Genomic DNA, 17,239 nt, shown 5'->3' on the forward strand with positions numbered 1-17,239 from the left:
CGTCCGGGGAGGCGCCCCTGCGCCTCCCCGGACAAAAGCTCTTCCTCCTCCCATCCCCGACGGCTCGTCCTCGCCCGGTCCCACCCTGCGACGCCGTTGAGGCGGCGGGTGTCCCTGTTGGTCCGGTGGGACGAGTGCGCTCCGGGACACCGGCGCCCGCGCGGCCCGACCCTGCCCGGGTCGCGTCGGCACCCTTCCCACCACCTGTGGCGGTGGGTCTCTGCCCGGAGCCGTCGGTGGCTCCCTGCGTCGCCCTGACGGGTGACACGGAGGAGAGCGCGCAGGGGCCGCCCAGATACATCCCGGGCGACACGCTCTGCGACGTATCTGCGCGGCGTCCTCGCGCTCCCATGCAGCACAGGACGTCCGAGCACTACGCTGGCGTGCGCAGGCACCGGCAGGGCCCCGAGAGGTGGTGACGCAGATGACCGAGGACGAGCAACCCGTCCCCGGCGTGCACCCCTGGGCGCTGCGGCTGCACGACGCCAGGGTTCTCGACCCCGCTGCGGACGTGCAGCCGGCCGCCGGCGACCGTCTGGTCGCGGCCCCCACCCTCTACCGTCGTTCCACCCTCCTGGTGTCGGGCCTGCCGGGGGGACGCGCGGCGGCGACGCTGCACCGGCTGCGCGAGGCCGTGGAGAAGGCCGGGCTGGCGGTGCGCCTGGAGGTGGACCCCACCGACGTCGAGGCAGAGCGGGCGCTGACCGAACGGGCACCGGAGCTGAGCGAGGTCCTCGACCTCGTCTACCAGACGCGGTTGATCGTCTCCCCCGCAGGCGACGGACCGGCTGCACCGGTCGATGCCTGGACCGTCCTGCTGACCGCCCGCGCCTCCCTCGGCGCGAAGCCCGGCGTGGACCTCGAGCACCTGGTCGTGGCCACCGGCACCAGCACCGGACCGACCCCGCTGAAGGTCGAGCCGCAGGGCTACTGGGAGAGCCACAGGGTGCCGCCGACCAGCCCCGGCACCGAGGGCTACTGGGAGAGCCACGCCCTCCCTGCTCCCACCCCCGGCACCGAGGGCTACTGGGAGAGCCACGCCGTCCCTGCTCCCACCCCCGGCACCGAGGGTTACTGGGAGAGCCACGGCTACTGGGAGAGCCACGGCGGGCAGGGACCCACCGCCCGCGTCGGGGCCCGGACCCCCGCCCACCGGCCCGGTCCGGACCCCGCTCAGACCGCGCCAGCCTCGCCCCGACCGCCCGTGGTCGTGGTCCCGGACACCGGTCTCGGCTCTCACCCGTGGTTCACCGGTGACCCCGACGTGGTCGTCGCCCGCGAGGTCGCCGGCGTGCAGCTGGCCACGCCACCGGGTCCCGACCCCGAGGACGACGGGGTCGGCCCGGACCTCCTCGGACGCCTCGGCCCGCAGTCCGGCCACGGCACCTTCGTCGCCGGGGTCGTCCGCCAGACCGCACCGGGGGCCCGGCTGCTCGCGCTGCCCGTCCTGGACGTCACCGGGTCCGCGGCGGAGGGTGACGTGCACCGCGCGCTGGTGGCGCTGCTCGTCGGCCACTGCCTCGCCCAGGACGCGGGGTCGACCGCACTCGACCCGGGGGCCTGCGCCGTCGACCTCCTCTCGCTCTCGCTCGGGTTCTACCACCAGGACACGACCCTGCTGACCGACCACCCGGTCCGTGACCTGCTCACCGCCTTCGCCGAGCGAGGGGTCCTCGTGGTGACGGCCGCGGGCAACGACGCGACCCGACGGCCCCTCTACCCCGCGGCGTGGGGCAGCGGCCCCGACCGGCCCCAGGGAGGCATGCTCCCGCTGCTCGCCGTGGGCGCGCTCAACCCCTCGGGGCGGACCGTGGCCGCGTTCTCCAACTCCGGCCCGTGGATCACCTGCCACCGCCCGGGTGTGCACGTCGTCAGCACCCTGCCCACGGGTCTCCAGGCGTCCGCCGGTGCCGACCTGGGGCTCGACGTCGACGGCCACCCCCGCTCGAGCGTCGACCCCGACGACCTGCGGGGGGGTTTCGGGGTGTGGAGCGGCACCTCCTTCGCGGCACCCGCCCTCGCAGGGGCGCTGGCCGCCCGGCTGCACCGCGAGGACGACGAGGCCGTCGACGTGTCCCCGGCCGCGATGGCCGGACGGGCCTGGAGGGCGCTGGACGCCGAGCTCGGCTGGTCCGAATGAGTCCCGACACCTCCGCCCGCGACGCGCGCGTCGCCGCCGCCTTCACGGCCTACCGCGAGGGGCGTGACGAGGCCCTCGGCGAGGTCGTCGAGGCCCTCACCCCCCTCCTGTGGCACGTCGCTCGCGCCAACGGCTGCAGCAGCGCCGCTGCCGAGGACGCGGTGCAGACCGTCTGGATGAGACTCGTCGACCACGCTGAGGAGATCCGCGAGCCGCGGGCGCTCATCGGCTGGCTGGTCGTGGGGGTCAAGCGCGAGGCGTGGAAGGCCAGCCGGGCGGCCTCCCGCGAGGACCACGACGAGACCGGCACGGTCGACCCAGGCACCGTCGACGCCGGCCCCGAGGTGCTGGCGATCCTCACCGAGCAGCAGCGACTGCTGTGGGACCACGTCGTGGCGCTGCCCGAGCGGTGCCGGCAGCTGCTGCGCATCGTCGCCTTCACGCACCGCCCCGACTACGACCAGGTCGCGACGGCCCTCGGGATGCCGCGCGGCAGCATCGGCCCGACCCGGGGGCGCTGCCTGGCCAAGCTGCGCACCGCACTCACCGACGACCCACGATGGGGGTAGGACCATGACCAAGGACACGGCGGCCGAGCCGCTCGACGCGCAGGACGAGGAGATCCTCGCCGCCCTGCGCGAGCTCTACTCCCGCGCCGACCCCTGCCCGGCCGACCTCGTGGACCGGGTCGGCTTCGCCCTCACCGTGCGACAGCTGCACGCCGAGGTGGCGCAGCTCACCGACCAGTACGTCCCCACCCGGGGGCTCGGCACCCCGACCGAGGCACGGACCATCAGCTTCAGCACCGACGAGCTCGGCATCATGCTCACGGTCACGCACGCGGGCCGCGACCGCAGCCGGCTGGACGGCTGGCTCACCTGGGGCGGGGCGGTGGTCCAGGTCACGTCCGCCGACGGGTCGGTGCGCGAGACGACCGCCGACGACGACGGGCGCTTCGTCCTCGACGAGCTGCCCCGGGGCCAGACCAGGCTCCTGGTGTCCAACGAGGGCTCACGCCCCGTCGTCACGCCCGGCTTCACGATCTGACCGCAGGAGGACCAGCCTGACCGTCGCAGCAGACCTCGAGACGCTCGTCGGACGCGGGCGGGCCGCCAACTCGGCCGGACGACCGGCCGAGGCGGAACGCCTGCTCGACGCTGCCCTCGAGCGGATCAGCGCCGAGGAGGAGGACGGACGCACCGCTCCCGCCACCCTCGCCACGCTCCGGGTGCGTGCCCTGATGGCGCTGAGCGCCGCGCGCCTGGAGCGCCGCGGCACCGCCGCCGCGGTCGAGGCCGCCGAGGAGGCGCTGCGCCTGGCGACCGACCGGGTCGGTCCGGACCTGGCCGCCATCGCGCACTCGCAGCTCGCGATGATCCACGGCCGCTCCGGGCATCCCCACCGAGCGCTGGAGGAGCTGGACCTCGCGGTCGCGGGGGGCGCGGGCATGCCGCCGCGCGACCGGTTCGTCGTGCTCCTCTCCCGGGGGATGGTGCGCATGGACCTGGGCGACGCGGCGGGGGCGGCCGGCGACTTCGACGACGCCGCGGCGCTGGCCGCCGGGCACGGGCTGGCCCGCCAGGAGTTCATGGCCCGCCACAACCGAGGCTGCGCGGCCCAGCTCGCCGGTGACCTCCCGCGCGCGCTGCGCCTGATGCTCGAGGCGGACGCCCTGCCCGTGGACATCTCGCGGGCGGTCGCCTGGCAGGACCGGGGGCGGGTGCTCGTCGAGGCGGGGCTGGTGACCGAGGCGGCCGAGCTGCTGGAGCAGGCGGCCGAGCTCTGCCGGGACCGTGGCCAGCGACAGGTCCGCGCCGAGATCGACCTCGAGCTGGCCCGGGCGCTCATCCTGCTCGGAGAGCCGTCGGCGGCCCTGGCCCGCGCGAGACGGGCGCGCCAGGTGTTCGAACGACGCGGCACACCCGGGTGGGTCCGGCGGGCCGAGCTGGTGGTCCTCGCCGCCCGCCTGCGCCACGAGCGCTCCTCGCCCTCCTTGGCCGAGGACGCCCTGCTGCTGGCCTCGACGATGGAGGAGGCCGGCGACGCCCACGCGGCCCTCGTGGCCAGACTCGTCGCCGCCGAGGCGTTCAGCCGCGCCCGGGACGGGGACCGCGCCGTCGAGCTGGTCCGTCAGCTCGGCGTGAAGGTGCCGACGGGTGGCCTCGAGACGAGGCTGCGCTACCGGCGGGTGGCGGCGGTCACCGCCACGGGCCGGGGTGACCGGCGCACCGCGGCCCGTCACCTGCACGCCGCCGCTGCCGATCTGCACCGCTCCCGCGCCGTCAGCAGCAGCCTGGACCTGCGGGCGGCAGTGACGCTGCACGCGGGCCCGCTCGCCCAGCTCGACCTCGAGACCGCCCGCCCGGCCGGCGCCGGCGCGGTGCTCGTCGCCCTGGAGCGGTGGCGGTCGACGGTCGCCGAGACGCCGGTCGTGCGACCACCGGCCGACCCCCACCTCGCCGCCCGGGTGGTCGGGCTGCGCCAGGCGCGCCGCGAGCTGGCCGAGCAGCCGGAGCGCGACGACGTCCGACGCCGGGTGCGGTCGCTCGAGTCCGAGGTCGCCTCCCTGCTCTGGTCCTCCGGCGGAGCGGGACCGGGGGAGGGGGGCCCGAGGACCGACGCCGCCCACCCCCGACCGGCCGAGGTCGTCTCCCGCGCGCGGTCCGAGCTGCGGGTCCGCGACACCGACCTCGTGGGCTACGTCCGTGGGGGTGGCCGGCTCGGTGCCGTCGTCGTGCACCGCGGGCGGGCGAGGCTGCACGACCTCGGACCGGACGCGGACGTCGACGAGGGGGTCCGGCGGCTCTCCGCCGACCTCACCGCGCTCGCGTCCGTGGCCGACGGTCCGCTGGCACGCGCGGTGCGCCGTTCCCTGGACGCCTCGCTGGACTGGTGCGCAGCACGGCTGCTCGCACCCCTCGGGCTCGGCGACCGCGTGCTCGTGCTGCCCTGCGACGGTCTGGACGCCGTGCCCTGGGGGATGGTGCCCGGGCGGACCGGCCTCCCCACGACGGTCGCGCCCAGCCTGGCCTCGTGGCTGGGCGGGACGAGCCTCGTCGCCGCTCCGACGGTGCTGGCCGTGGCGGGCCCCGAGCTGACCTGGGCGCAGCGCGAGGTCGAGCGGGTGGCCGCCACCTGGTCCGTCGCGCCCACCCTCGGCCCCGCCACCGCCGAGGACCTGCGCTCAGCCCTGGAGAAGCACGATGTCGTGCACGTCGCCGCCCACGGCACCCACCACGTGGAGAGCCCGGTCTTCTCCTCGGTGTGGATGGCCGACGGCCCGCTCTTCCTCTGCGACCTGGAGCGGACCGCCATCACGTCCTCGCACGTCGTCATCTCCGCCTGCGAGGCCGGCCAGTCCCGGCGTCGGGGGGCCTCCCACCACCTCGGCCTGGCCACCGGGCTGCTGACCCTCGGGGTCGGCAGCGTCGTCGCCTCGCCCTGCCGTGTGCCGGACGCGACCGCGGCCGAGGTGATGAGTCGCTACCACGAGCACCTCCGCTCCGGCGAGGAGAGCGCCGACGCGCTCGCGCTCGCCGCCTCCGCGTCCGACGGTGCGCTGGCCGGCGCCTTCCAGGCGCTGGGCGCGCCGTGGCGGGCGGGTGGGGCGTAGGCGACACTGGGGCGCATGCCCGAGTCGTCGTTCCGCTGCAGCGACGCCGCCCGCGAGCGGCAGGACCCCCTCGTCGGCACGGCGCCGCCGCAGCGTCGGCTGCTGCTCGTCGAGCAGGAGAGCGGGTGGGCCTTCGACGGGTTCGCGTCGTTGCCCGTCCCGCAGGACGTCAAGGACGAGGTCCGCCGGAGGGTCGAGGACGCCGGTGGCCGCACCATGCTCATCCGTCGTCCCGGCCGCCGCTCGTCGACGGTCTGCTCCCTGCGCGCCTGGTGCGTGGTCGACCCGCGGGCGCGGGCGGGCAGCCGGGTGACCTGGGGCACCTGGGCCTGCCCCTCGGAGCTGCTCGGCGCCGTCGAGCGGCTCGAGGAGCTGCGCGACGAGGTCGACCGTGCCGACACGGCGGACGGCGCACCCGGCCCCGCCTCGTCCACCGGCCACGACGAGCGTCTCGTCCTCGTCTGCACCCACGGCACCAAGGACGTCTGCTGCGCCGTCCGGGGCCGGCCGGTCGCCGTGCGGCTGGCGCAGGAGTGGCCGGAGGAGACGTGGGAGTGCACGCACACGGGCGGCGACCGCTTTGCCGCCAACGTGGTGCTGCTCCCGGACGGGGCGACCTACGGCAGCCTCGACGTGGACACCGCTCCGGGGGTCGTGCGCGCCCACCGGGCCGGTGCGCCCGACACGGCGCACCTGCGCGGCGTCACCGGTCACCCGCGTCCCGTCCAGGCGGCCGTCGTCGCGGTGCACGAGCAGCTCGGGCCCCTGCCCTGGGGAGCGGTCAGCCCGCGCGGGAGGGTGCCGCTGGTGCCAGGACCCGACGAGCTCGCCGCCCACCGGGTGACCCTCGACCTCGCCGACGGCCGCGCGGTCGAGGTGGACGTGCGCGAGCACGGCCGGGCGCCGGTGCAGCTGACCTGCCGCACCCTGGAGCCCAAGGTCTCGCAGGTGCCCGTCGCCGGTCCGGTCCGGGTCCTGCCCTAGGTCGGGACGACCGCCACCGTTGTCTACGATCACGGGGTGACGACGGCGAAGGGTGGGCGAGGACGCCGGGGAGGGTGGGCCCCGCTCGGCCGTGACCTCGCGATCGACCTGGGCACCGCCACGACCCAGGTGCACGTCCGCGGACGCGGGGTCGTCCTCGACGAGCCGACCCTGGTCGCGGTCGACGCCGGCACCGGACGGTTGGTCGCCGCGGGCAACGCGGCCCTCGAGATGCTCGGCCGCACCCCCGAGCGGGTCCTCACCCTCCGGCCCCTCTCCGACGGCGTCATCACCGACTCCGAGGTCACCGAGCAGATGCTGCGCCACTTCCTGTCCACGGTGGGCGTCTCCCGGCTGGTGCGCCCGAGGGCCGTCGTCTGCGTGCCCAGCGCCGTCACCGCCGTGGAGCGCCGCGCGCTGGAGGACGCCACCCTCCGCTGCGGCGCGCGGGGGGTGCACGTCCTCGAGGAGGCGATGGCCGCCGCCATCGGTGCGGGGCTGCCCGTGGAGTCGGCGACCGCGTCGATGGTCGTGGACATGGGCGGCGGCACGACCGACGTCGCCGTCATCTCGCTCGGCGGCGTCGTCAACGCCCGCAGCGTGCGGACCGGCGGCGTCGAGGTCGACGAGGCGATCGTCCAGGCGGTCAAGGACCAGCACGGCCTGCTGCTCGGCGAGCGGTCCGCCGAGGACATCAAGGTGCGGGTCGGGTCCGTGTGGCCGCTGGCCACCGAGCTCACCACCCGGGTCCGTGGACGCGACCTGCCGACCGGGCTGCCCCGCACGATCGAGCTGGGCAGCGAGGAGGTGCGCCGGATGATCGAACCGGTCACCGCACAGGTCGTCGAGACCGTCCGCCTGGTTCTCGACGTGTGCCCGCCCGAGCTCGCGGGAGACCTTCTCGACGCGGGCGTCGTGCTGACCGGGGGAGGGGCGCTCCTGCGCGGGTGGACCGAACGACTGCGCCACGAGCTGGGCGTCCCGGTCCGCCTCGCCGACGACCCCCGCCACGCCGTCGTCCGTGGCGCCGGCGCCTGCGTCGACGACTTCTCCGCTCTCCGGCGGGTGCTGGTCAGCACCCCGCGGTCCTAGGCCTCGTATGCCGTCGCGCCCGCGCACCCTGCCCCTCACCGCCGCGGTGCTCACCGCGCTCACCGCAGGCGCGCTCGTCGTCGACCTGGCCCGACCGGGTGAGCTGTCGGACCCTGTGCGCGACGCGGTCGCCACCGTCGTCGCCCCCGTCCAGGCCGTGCTGGCCGGCGGGGACGACGCGCGGGTCGCCGAGCTGACGCGCGAGCGGGACGCGCTGGCGGGGGAGGTGACCCGCCTGGAGGAGCAGGCGCGCCGCCACGAGCAGCTCCGGACCCTGGACCGGTCGACGACCTGGGGCGACCACCGTCTCCTTCCGGCCCGGGTCGTGGCCTTCGCCCCGGCGACCTCGCCGGTCGGCGGTCGGACGGTGACCGTCGACGTCGGGGCGCAGGACGGGGTGGCCCTCGACCAGACCGTGGTGAGCGCCGAGGGGCTGGTGGGCCGGGTGCTGCGGGTCGCGCCCCGCAGCGCCGACGTCCTTCTGCTCGGCGACGCCGACGTCGTGGTCGGGGTGCGCTACGGGACCGAGGGTGCGCTGGGCAGCGTCCGGGCGGGCGGCGCGCCGGGGCTCCCCCCGCGCGCGCACGGGGAGCTGACCCTGACGGCGCTGGGGGACAGCCCGATCGGCGTCGGCGACGAGGTGACGACCCTGGGCAGCCCGGACGACCGCCCCTACGTCGCCCGCGTCCCGCTCGGCACCGTCACCGCCGTGGACCCCGACCGTGGCCAGCTGGGCCGCACCGCGGTGGTCACCCCGCACGTCGACACCGACGTCCTGGACCTGGTCGCCGTGGTCTTCGTCGAGGGGCGGCAGCGGTGACCCGGGTGCTCGCCGTCCTGGTCCGGCTGCTGCTGCTCGCGCTGGCCGTCCTGCTGCCCAGCGCCTGGCCGACGGCGTGGGCGCGCCCGGACCTGGTGGTCCTCGTCGTCGCCGGCGTCGCGGTGACCAGGGGCCCGACCGCGGGGCTGCTCGTCGGTCTGGCTGGCGGGTGGTTGCTCGACGTCGTCCCGCCGGGCGCCGAGCCGTTGGGGGCCGGAGCCCTCGCCTACGGCGCGGTCGGCTGGCTGCTCGGGCTCACCCGGGGGCGCCTGACAGGGTCGCCGCTCCTGCCGTGGGCGGTCGCGCTCGGCGGTGCCGCCCTGGTCCTGGTGGTCCGTGGCACGGCCGCCGCCGCGGGCTTCGGCGGTGCGCTGCCGCGGGACCTGCTGCTCACCTGGACGGCCACGCTCCTGGTGTCGGTGGTGGTGCTGCCTGTGGTCCTGGCCGCCGAGCGCGCCCTGGCCCGACGGCGGTGGGCCTGATGCCCGGGCCGTCGCCGGTCCCCCGTCGCCGTCCGCAGGTGCGGGTGCCCAGGCCGCAGGTGACTCCTCCTCGCGCCCGGCGAAGGATCGCGACCCGCCCCCTGTGGGCCGTGGTCCTCGTCGCCGTGGTCCTCATGGCCACGCTCGTCGGGCGGCTCGCCCAGCTGCAGCTCGTCGACCACGAGGAGCTGGCGGCCGCCGCGGAGGAGGTCGCCACCCGGGAGCTCTCCACCCCCGCCCTGCGCGGCCGGGTGCTCGCCGCGGACCGCACGCCCCTGGTCCGCAACGTGCCCTCCACCGTCGTGACGGTGGACACCGAGACGATCCTGGAGTCCGACGACGAGGGGCGGGCGCTGGTCGAGAGCCTGGCGACCGCCCTCGACCTGCCCGTCGAGGAGCTGTGGGGCAGGACGCGGCTGTGCGGCACCCCGGACGCACCGCCGGTCCCCGCCTGCTTCTCCGGGTCGCCCTACGAGCCGGTGCCGCTCGCCTACGACGTCGACCCCGTGGCTGCGCTCGCCGTGCTCGAGCGTCCGGAGGCCTTCCCCGGAGTCGAGGTCACCACCCAGGCGGTCCGCGACCATCCCTCCTCGGCCGACGTCAACGCCGCCCACCTCCTGGGCTACCTGGGTCGACCCACGCAGGAGGAGGTCGACGCGTCCGAGGGTCGCATCGGCCCCGAGGACCGCCTGGGCCGGGCCGGTCTGGAGCAGGTCTACGACGAGCAGCTACGGGGCACACCCGGCACCACCACCGTGACCGTCGACCCGCGCGGCGTGGTCACCGGGCAGCGGGGGCGCACCGACCCCGTCCCCGGGCACGATCTGCTCACCCACCTCGACCCTCGCGTCCAGGCGGCGACGGAGCGGGCGCTGGCCGACACGGTGGCCCGGGCCCGCAACGACGGGGCCCCCGCGGAGTCGGCCGCCGCCGTCGTGCTGCGCCCCGACTCCGGCGCCGTCGTGGCCGCCGCGAGCTGGCCGACGTACGACCCCGGCATCTGGACGTCGGGGGTGAGCCAGGTCGACTACGACCGCCTCCTCGACCCCGAGGGGGGAGAACCGCTTGTCAACCGGCTGGTGGCCGAGACCTTCCCACCCGCGTCCACCTACAAGGTGGTCTCGCTGCCCGCCGCCCTGCAGACCGGCATCGACCCCAGGGCCGAGTACGCCTGCCCGGGCGCGGTGACGATCGCCGGGCAGCGCTTCACCAACTACGAGTCGGAGGCCTACGGCCAGCTGGACCTGCGGCAGGTCCTCGAGGTCTCCTGCGACACGACCTTCTACCGCTGGGCCTACGACCACTGGCAGGACCTCGGCGGCCTCGGGCAGGACTCCGACGAGGGGGACCGCTTCGTGGCCGTCGCCCGCCGCTTCGGGCTCGGCCGCCCGACCGGCGTCGACCTGCCGGGGGAGGTCGGCGGACTCGTGCCCTCGCGGGAGTGGAAGCGCGACTACTGGGAGGCGACCCGCGACGAGTCGTGCGCGCGCGCCGAGGACGGCTACCCCGAGGTGCCGGACGAGGAGCGGCGCGAGTTCCTCGAGCAGCTGGCGCGGGAGAACTGCGTCGACGGCTGGCAGTGGCGACCCGGCGACGCCGTCAACGTCTCCATCGGGCAGGGCGACGTGGCCGCCACGCCGCTGCAGATGGCGGTCGTCTACGCGGCGGTCGCCAACGGCGGTCGGCTCTGGCAGCCCCAGCTCGGCGCCGCGGTGCAGCGTGGCGACGGGTCGGTCGTCGAGGAGCTGGAGCCGGTGTCGCTCGGCAGCGTCTCGCTGACCGCCGAGGTCCTCGACGTCGTGCGCGGAGGCCTGGAGGGGGTCAACGTGCGCGGCACCGCGGCGGCGGCGTTCAGCGGGTGGCCGCACTCGACCTACCCGATCGCGGGCAAGACCGGCTCGGCGGAGTCCTTCGGCCGGGAGGCGACGTCGTGGTACGCCTCCTACGGGCCGACCACGGACCCGGCGTATGTCGTGGTCGTGGTGGTCGAGCAGGGTGGGCTCGGCAGCGAGGCGGCAGCCCCTGCGGCCCGGGCCATCTGGGAGGCGCTGCGCGCGCGGGACACGCCCTGACCCGCCCGCTCGACTTGGGCCGCGCATACCCTAGGGGGTATAGTTGAGGACGAACGACACCCCCACCCGTCTATGGCAAGGAGATCCTGCATGCTGCTCGAGCGCTTCTACGACGAGGACCTCGCCCAGGCCAGCTACGTCATCGGCTGCCAGGCCCGCAACGAGGCGATCGTCGTCGACGCCCGCCGCGACATCCAGCCCTACCTCGACCTGGCCGCGCGCCAGGGCATGAAGATCGTGGCCGTCACCGAGACCCACATCCACGCCGACTACCTCTCCGGCACCCGCGAGCTCGCGGCGGCGACCGGCGCCCAGATCTACGTCTCGGGCGAGGGCGGCGAGGACTGGCAGTACGGCTTCGAGGGCACGCGCCTCGTCGACGCCGACACGATCACCCTCGGCAACATCACGATCCAGGCCCTGCACACCCCCGGCCACACGCCCGAGCACCTGTCGTTCCTGGTCACCGACGGCGCGTTCGCCGACGGCCCGGGCTACCTGCTCTCCGGCGACTTCGTCTTCTCCGGCGACCTGGGTCGGCCCGACCTGCTCGACGAGGCGGCCGGTGGCGTCGACACCCGCTTCGGCGGTGCCCGTCAGCTGTTCCGCTCGCTGCAGGAGAAGTTCCTCACCCTGCCCGACCACGTGCAGGTGCACCCGGCGCACGGCTCCGGCTCGGCGTGCGGCAAAGCTCTCGGTGCCCTCCCGTCGACCACGGTCGGCTACGAGCGGCTCTACGCCTGGTGGGCCCCCTACCTGGCGGCCGGCGACGAGGAGGGCTTCGTCGCCGAGCTCCTCGACGGTCAGCCCGACGCCCACGCCTACTTCGGCCGGATGAAGCGCCAGAACCGCCTGGGCCCGGCCGTGATGGGCGAGCGCCCCCCGCTGCAGGAGGTCCCGCTCGCGCAGCTCCTCGCCGACGTCGAGGCCGACCGCGTCACCGTCGTCGACACCCGTCCGGTGGACGAGGTCCACGCGGGCACGGTCGCTGGCGCGCTGTCCATCCCCGTGCCGGACAAGGCCGCCACCTACGGCGGCTGGGCCTACGACCCCGAGCAGGACAACCGCCCGCTCGTGCTGCTGGCCCCCGACCAGGCTGCCGCGCAGCAGATGTGGGACCACCTCGTGCGGGTCGGCGTGGACGCCGTCCAGGGCTACACCACCACCCTCGAGGGCCTGCCCGTGCAGGTGCCGTCCACCGTCACCGCGGCGGAGCTGGACGACCTCGACCCGGCGCTGCTGCTGGACGTGCGCAACCGCACCGAGTTCCTCGCCGGCACCATCCCGGGTGCCGAGCAGCTGTCGGCCGGCAAGGTGCTGTGGCACCAGGACCGGCTGCCGCGCGAGGGCACGATCGTGACCTTCTGCCAGTCCGGCCTGCGCAACAGCGTCGCCGCCTCCGCCCTGCGCCGGGCCGGCTACGACGTCGTCGAGCTCAAGGGCAGCTACCAGGCATGGCTGGACCAGCAGGCCCTGCTGACCCCGGCCGGGCGCTGACCCGACCGCACCCCAGCCCCTCGACCCGGCCGGCTCCCCACAGCCGGCCGGGTCCGGCGCGCCCGGCCCAGCTGCCGGTCGAGCGCCTCACCGACCCCTCCCGCCGGCCCTGCCGGCGCTGACGCAAGGATCTTCGTGACCGACACGACCACCAGCACCGCCCCCGCAGTGATCGACGCCGACACCCTCCGGGCGTGGATCGAGCGCCACGACGACGTCGTGGTCATCGACGTCCGGTCCGCCGCCGAGTTCGAGTCGCTGCACATCCGCGGCTCCTACAACGTCCCGCTGCCGCTGCTCGCCGAGCACACCCACGCCGTCACCGACCGCGTCGGTCGCCGGGTCGTGCTCGTCTGCCACTCCGGCGTGCGCGCCGAGCAGGCCCGTCAGCGGATGCACGAGGTCGGCATGGACTCCGCCGTGGTCCTCGACGGCGGTGCCCCCGCCTTCGCCGCCGCCGGGGGAGCGGTCGTCCGCGGCCAGCAGCGCTGGGCGATGGACCGTCAGGTGCGGATGGCCGCCGGCGCCCTCGTCACCACCAGTGTCGTCGCCGGCTCCCTCGTCTCTCCCAAGATGCGCCTGATCGCCGGTGCCGTCGGCGCCGGGCTGACCTTCTCGGCCGCCACCAACACGTGCGCGATGGGTGCGGCCCTGGCCAGGATGCCGTGGAACCGGAGCGCGCAGGACCTGCAGGCTCACGAGGCCATCGGCCAGCTTCCCCAGCACTGATGCCCGCCAGCACCGACACCAGGAGGACCGCATGACCACCACCCTCGCGCTCACGCTCGTGCTGTCCGTCGCGATCGGGCTGTCCCTCGGGCTGCTCGGCGGCGGCGGGTCGATCCTGACCGTCCCGATCCTGGCGTACGTCGCCGGGCTGGACGCCAAGGAGGCGATCGCAGCCTCGCTCTTCGTCGTGGGGGTGACCTCCGCCGTGAGCGTGGTCTCGCACGCCCGGCAGGGCCGGGTGCGGTGGCGCACGGGGCTGGTGTTCGGCGCGGCAGGCATGGTGGGTGCCTTCGCCGGCGGACTGCTCGGCGGTCGGCTGCCGGGTCGGCTGCTGATGATCGCCTTCGGCCTGATGATGCTGGCCACGGCACTGGCGATGATCCGCGGTCGCCGCGGTCCGCAGACCGAGCCCAAGCCCGGCGACCTGCCGGTGCTCAAGGTGGTCGCGGAGGGTCTGGTCGTCGGGCTGGTGACCGGCATCGTCGGCGCCGGCGGCGGGTTCCTCGTCGTGCCGGCGCTCGTGCTGCTCGGGGGCCTGCCGATGTCCGTCGCGGTCGGCACCTCGCTGCTCGTGATCGCGATGAAGTCGTTCGCCGGGCTCGCCGGCTACCTCACCACCGTGCAGCTCGACTGGGGCCTGGTGCTGGCCGTGACCGCCGCGGCGGTGGTGGGCTCCCTGCTCGGCTCCCGGCTCGCAGGGGTCATCCCCGAACGGGTGCTGCGCACCGGCTTCGGGGTCTTCGTGCTGGTGATGGGCGTCTTCGTGCTCGCCCAGGAGCTGCCGCACCCCTACGGACTGGCACTCGCCGGGGTGGCCGGCCTGCTCGCCCTGGCGGCCGTCGTCTGCTGGTATGCCGTGCCCGCCTGCCCGGTCCGCCGCTGGCTCGGCGCCGGGGCGACGCAGACGGCGAGCGGCTGAGGTCCCTCGCCGCACGACGTGACGTCAGCCCCGGACCGATAGGGTCGGTCACCGTGAGCGAGCAGCCCGACCACCAGGACCCCATCAGCCCCGAGCTGCGCGCCGACGTGCGCCGCGTCTCCACGTTGCTCGGACGGTCGTTGGTGCGCCACCACGGCCAGGAGCTGCTCGACGCCGTGGAGCGCGTCCGCCTGACCACCAAGGCCAGCAAGGCCGGCGACGAGGGCGCGGCCGAGGAGGTGCGACGGGTTCTCGCGGACCTCCCGCTCGACCGTGCCACCTCGTTGGTCCGCGCGTTCTCCGCCTACTTCCACCTGGCCAACGCGGCCGAGCAGGTGCACCGCGTGCGCACCCTCGCCGCCCGCGAGGAGTCGCAGGGCTGGCTGGTCTCGGCCGTGCGCGACATCGTGGCCGCAGGCGGTCCCCGGCTGCTGGCCGACACCGTCGCCGAGCTCGACGTGCGACCCGTCTTCACCGCGCACCCCACCGAGGCGTCACGGCGCAGCGTGCTGACCAAGATCCGCCACCTCTCCGACGTGCTGGCCACGCCGACCCCGCCCGAGAGCCTGGCCCGCGCCCGTCAGGACCGCGACCTGGCCGAGCTCGTCGACCTCATCTGGCAGACCGACGAGCTGCGCCAGAACCGGCCGACGCCGATGGACGAGGCGCGCAACGCCATGTACTACCTCGACGAGGTCCTCTCCACCACCATGCCCGAGCTGCTCGGCGACCTCGGGGGCCTGCTCGCCGAGCACGGCGTGCAGGTCGACGTCACCCGGCCACCGCTGCGCTTCGGCAGCTGGATCGGTGGCGACCGCGACGGCAACCCCTTCGTCACGCCGCAGGTCACCCGCGAGATCCTGCGGCTGCAGGGGCGGCACGCGATCGGGGTGGCCCTCCAGCTGGTCGACCTGCTCATCTCCCAGGTCTCCTCCTCGACCGAGGTGGTCCCGGTGGACGACGAGCTGCAGGAGTCGCTGGACCGCGACCTCGCCGCGCTGCCGGGTCTCGACCCCCGCGTCCTCGAGCTGAACGCCCACGAGCCCTACCGCCTCAAGCTCACCTGCGTGCGCGCCAAGCTGCTCAACACCCGCCGCCGGGTCGAGGCCGGGACCGCCCACGAGCCGGGCCGCGACTACCGCGAGACCAGCGAGATCCTCGACGACCTGCAGGTCGTCGCCTCCTCCCTGCGTCACCACGGAGGCCAGCTGGTCGCGGACGGGCGCCTGGCCCGCGTCACCCAGACGCTCGCCGGCACCGGCCTGCACCTGGCCACCCTCGACGTGCGCGAGCACGCCGAGAAGCACCACGAGGCCCTCGCGGAGGCGCTCGAGGCCACCGGCACCACCCAGGGCCGGGGGTATGCCGCTCTCGACCGCCCCGCGCGCACCACGCTGCTGGGGGAGGAGCTCGGCTCCCGCCGACCGCTGCTGACCCCCGCGGCGCCCCGCGGCCGGACGCTGGCCGTCTTCGACGAGATCCGGCACGCCGTGGCGACCTACGGCGAGGAGGTCGTGGAGACCTACATCGTCTCGATGACCCAGGGGCCCGACGACGTCCTCGCCGCCGCGGTCCTCGCCCGCGAGGCCGGGCTGGTCGACCTGCACGGAGGCCCCGAGGGCGAGGGCGCCTTCGCCCGGATCGGCTTCGCGCCGCTGCTGGAGACCATCGACGAGCTGCGGGGGGCGGCCGACCTGGTGGACACCCTGCTCTCCGTCCCGTCCTACCGGCAGCTGGTGCGGCTGCGCGGAGACGTGCAGGAGGTGATGCTCGGCTACTCCGACTCCAACAAGCAGGCGGGCGTGCTGACCAGCCAGTGGAGCATCCACCAGGCCCAGCGGGCGCTGCGCGACGTCGCCGCCCGGCACGGCGTGCGGCTGCGGCTCTTCCACGGTCGCGGCGGTTCCGTCGGGCGCGGGGGCGGCCCCACCTACGACGCGATCCTGGCCCAGCCCAACGGCGTCCTCGAGGGCGAGATCAAGTTCACCGAGCAGGGCGAGGTCATCTCCGACAAGTACTCCCTGCCCTCCCTGGCCAAGGAGAACCTCGAGCTCGCGCTCGCCGCCGTCATGCGCGCCTCGGCCCTGCACCGCGACCCGCGGACGACCGCCGAGGAGCGCGAACGGTTCGGCGGGATCATGGACCTGACCTCCGACGCGGCGTACACGGCATACCGGCGGCTCATCGAGGACCCCGACCTGCCCGCCTACTTCGTCTCGGCGACCCCGGTCGACCAGCTGGGCGGGCTCAACATCGGCTCGCGCCCCAGCAAGCGCCCCGACACCGGCCAGGGCCTGGAGGGGCTGCGCGCGATCCCCTGGGTCTTCGGCTGGACGCAGACCCGCCAGATCGTCCCCGGCTGGTTCGGCTTCGGGTCGGGTCTGCGGGCCGCCCGCGAGGCCGGCCACGGCGACGAGCTCCGGGAGATGCTGGAGCGCTGGAACTTCTTCGCCGCGGTCGTCTCGAACGTGGAGATGACGGTCGCCAAGACGGACCTCGACATCGCCGCGCACTACGTCGAGACGCTGGTGCCGACGGAGCTGAGGCACGTGTTCGAGACCATCCGGGCGGAGTTCGAGCTCACGGTGGTCGAGCTCAAGGCGCTGACCGGCGAGGACGACCTGCTCGACGACCAGCCGGTGCTCAAGCGGACGCTGGCCGTGCGCGACAACTACCTCGACCCGATCTCCTACCTGCAGGTCGAGCTGCTGCGCCGGCTGCGCGAGGTGGACGGCGACGAGACGGGCGGCGACGCGGACGAGCGGCCCACGGACGAGTCGACCGCGCAGCTGCAGCGGGCCCTGCTGGCCACCGTCAACGGGGTGGCGGCGGGACTGCGCAACACCGGCTGACCGGTTTCATCGAGCTCTCATACGGGCTTGGCATGCTGG

Annotated in this window: 13 protein-coding genes; all 13 read left to right on the top strand. The window is 75.2% G+C overall.

Annotation, left to right across the window (positions count from 1 at the left end; all coding sequences use genetic code 11):
• The first annotated feature begins 424 nt into the window (after positions 1–424).
• The 13 genes from ACI3ET_RS03685 to ppc all read left to right on the top strand — a co-directional run bounded on the left by ACI3ET_RS03685 (position 425) and on the right by ppc (position 17,200).
• Positions 425–2,140: a S8 family serine peptidase gene (locus ACI3ET_RS03685; RefSeq protein ID WP_405031602.1), complete on the top strand. Its 1,716-nt coding sequence runs from the start codon at positions 425–427 to the stop codon at positions 2,138–2,140.
• Positions 2,137–2,709 (top strand): RNA polymerase sigma factor, encoded by a 573-nt coding sequence (locus tag ACI3ET_RS03690; protein WP_405031603.1) that lies wholly within the window; start codon positions 2,137–2,139, stop codon positions 2,707–2,709. The genes ACI3ET_RS03685 and ACI3ET_RS03690 overlap by 4 nt, the downstream gene beginning before the upstream one ends.
• Positions 2,710–2,713: 4 nt before the next feature.
• On the top strand, positions 2,714–3,187 hold the full coding sequence (locus ACI3ET_RS03695; protein ID WP_405031604.1) for a carboxypeptidase regulatory-like domain-containing protein: 474 nt from the start codon (positions 2,714–2,716) through the stop codon (positions 3,185–3,187).
• A gap of 193 nt (positions 3,188–3,380) precedes the next feature.
• On the top strand, positions 3,381–5,753 hold the full coding sequence (locus tag ACI3ET_RS03700) for a CHAT domain-containing protein (RefSeq protein ID WP_405031605.1): 2,373 nt from the start codon (positions 3,381–3,383) through the stop codon (positions 5,751–5,753).
• 15 nt (positions 5,754–5,768) lie between these two features.
• The gene (locus tag ACI3ET_RS03705; RefSeq protein WP_405031606.1) at positions 5,769–6,737 is read left to right on the top strand and encodes a sucrase ferredoxin; all 969 of its coding nucleotides are present in this window, start codon (positions 5,769–5,771) and stop codon (positions 6,735–6,737) included.
• A gap of 36 nt (positions 6,738–6,773) precedes the next feature.
• Positions 6,774–7,829: a rod shape-determining protein gene (mreB, locus tag ACI3ET_RS03710; protein WP_405031607.1), complete on the top strand. Its 1,056-nt coding sequence runs from the start codon at positions 6,774–6,776 to the stop codon at positions 7,827–7,829.
• A 7-nt stretch (positions 7,830–7,836) separates the two neighbouring features.
• Positions 7,837–8,649, top strand: coding sequence for a rod shape-determining protein MreC (gene mreC, locus ACI3ET_RS03715; protein ID WP_405031608.1), 813 nt, complete (start codon positions 7,837–7,839; stop codon positions 8,647–8,649).
• A 5-nt stretch (positions 8,650–8,654) separates the two neighbouring features.
• Positions 8,655–9,131, top strand: coding sequence for a rod shape-determining protein MreD (mreD, locus tag ACI3ET_RS03720; RefSeq protein ID WP_405031609.1), 477 nt, complete (start codon positions 8,655–8,657; stop codon positions 9,129–9,131).
• Entirely contained in the window at positions 9,131–11,203 is a 2,073-nt protein-coding gene (mrdA, locus tag ACI3ET_RS03725; protein ID WP_405031610.1) for a penicillin-binding protein 2, read from the top strand. The genes mreD and mrdA overlap by 1 nt, the downstream gene beginning before the upstream one ends.
• A gap of 90 nt (positions 11,204–11,293) precedes the next feature.
• Positions 11,294–12,700: an MBL fold metallo-hydrolase gene (locus ACI3ET_RS03730; RefSeq protein ID WP_405031611.1), complete on the top strand. Its 1,407-nt coding sequence runs from the start codon at positions 11,294–11,296 to the stop codon at positions 12,698–12,700.
• A gap of 135 nt (positions 12,701–12,835) precedes the next feature.
• Positions 12,836–13,429, top strand: a complete 594-nt coding sequence (locus tag ACI3ET_RS03735; protein ID WP_405031612.1) for a rhodanese-like domain-containing protein — start codon at positions 12,836–12,838, stop codon at positions 13,427–13,429.
• Positions 13,430–13,460: 31 nt separating this feature from the next.
• A complete protein-coding gene (locus tag ACI3ET_RS03740; RefSeq protein WP_405031613.1) occupies positions 13,461–14,348 on the top strand; it encodes a sulfite exporter TauE/SafE family protein in 888 nt (295 codons plus the stop codon).
• A 53-nt stretch (positions 14,349–14,401) separates the two neighbouring features.
• Positions 14,402–17,200 carry a phosphoenolpyruvate carboxylase gene (gene ppc / locus ACI3ET_RS03745; RefSeq protein WP_405031614.1) on the top strand — a complete coding sequence of 933 codons (2,799 nt, stop codon included), beginning with the start codon at positions 14,402–14,404 and terminating at the stop codon, positions 17,198–17,200.
• Positions 17,201–17,239 lie beyond the last annotated feature (39 nt).

Origin of the sequence: Ornithinimicrobium jinqii, assembly GCF_045032595.1 — a bacterium.
Classification (GTDB): domain Bacteria; phylum Actinomycetota; class Actinomycetes; order Actinomycetales; family Dermatophilaceae; genus Ornithinicoccus.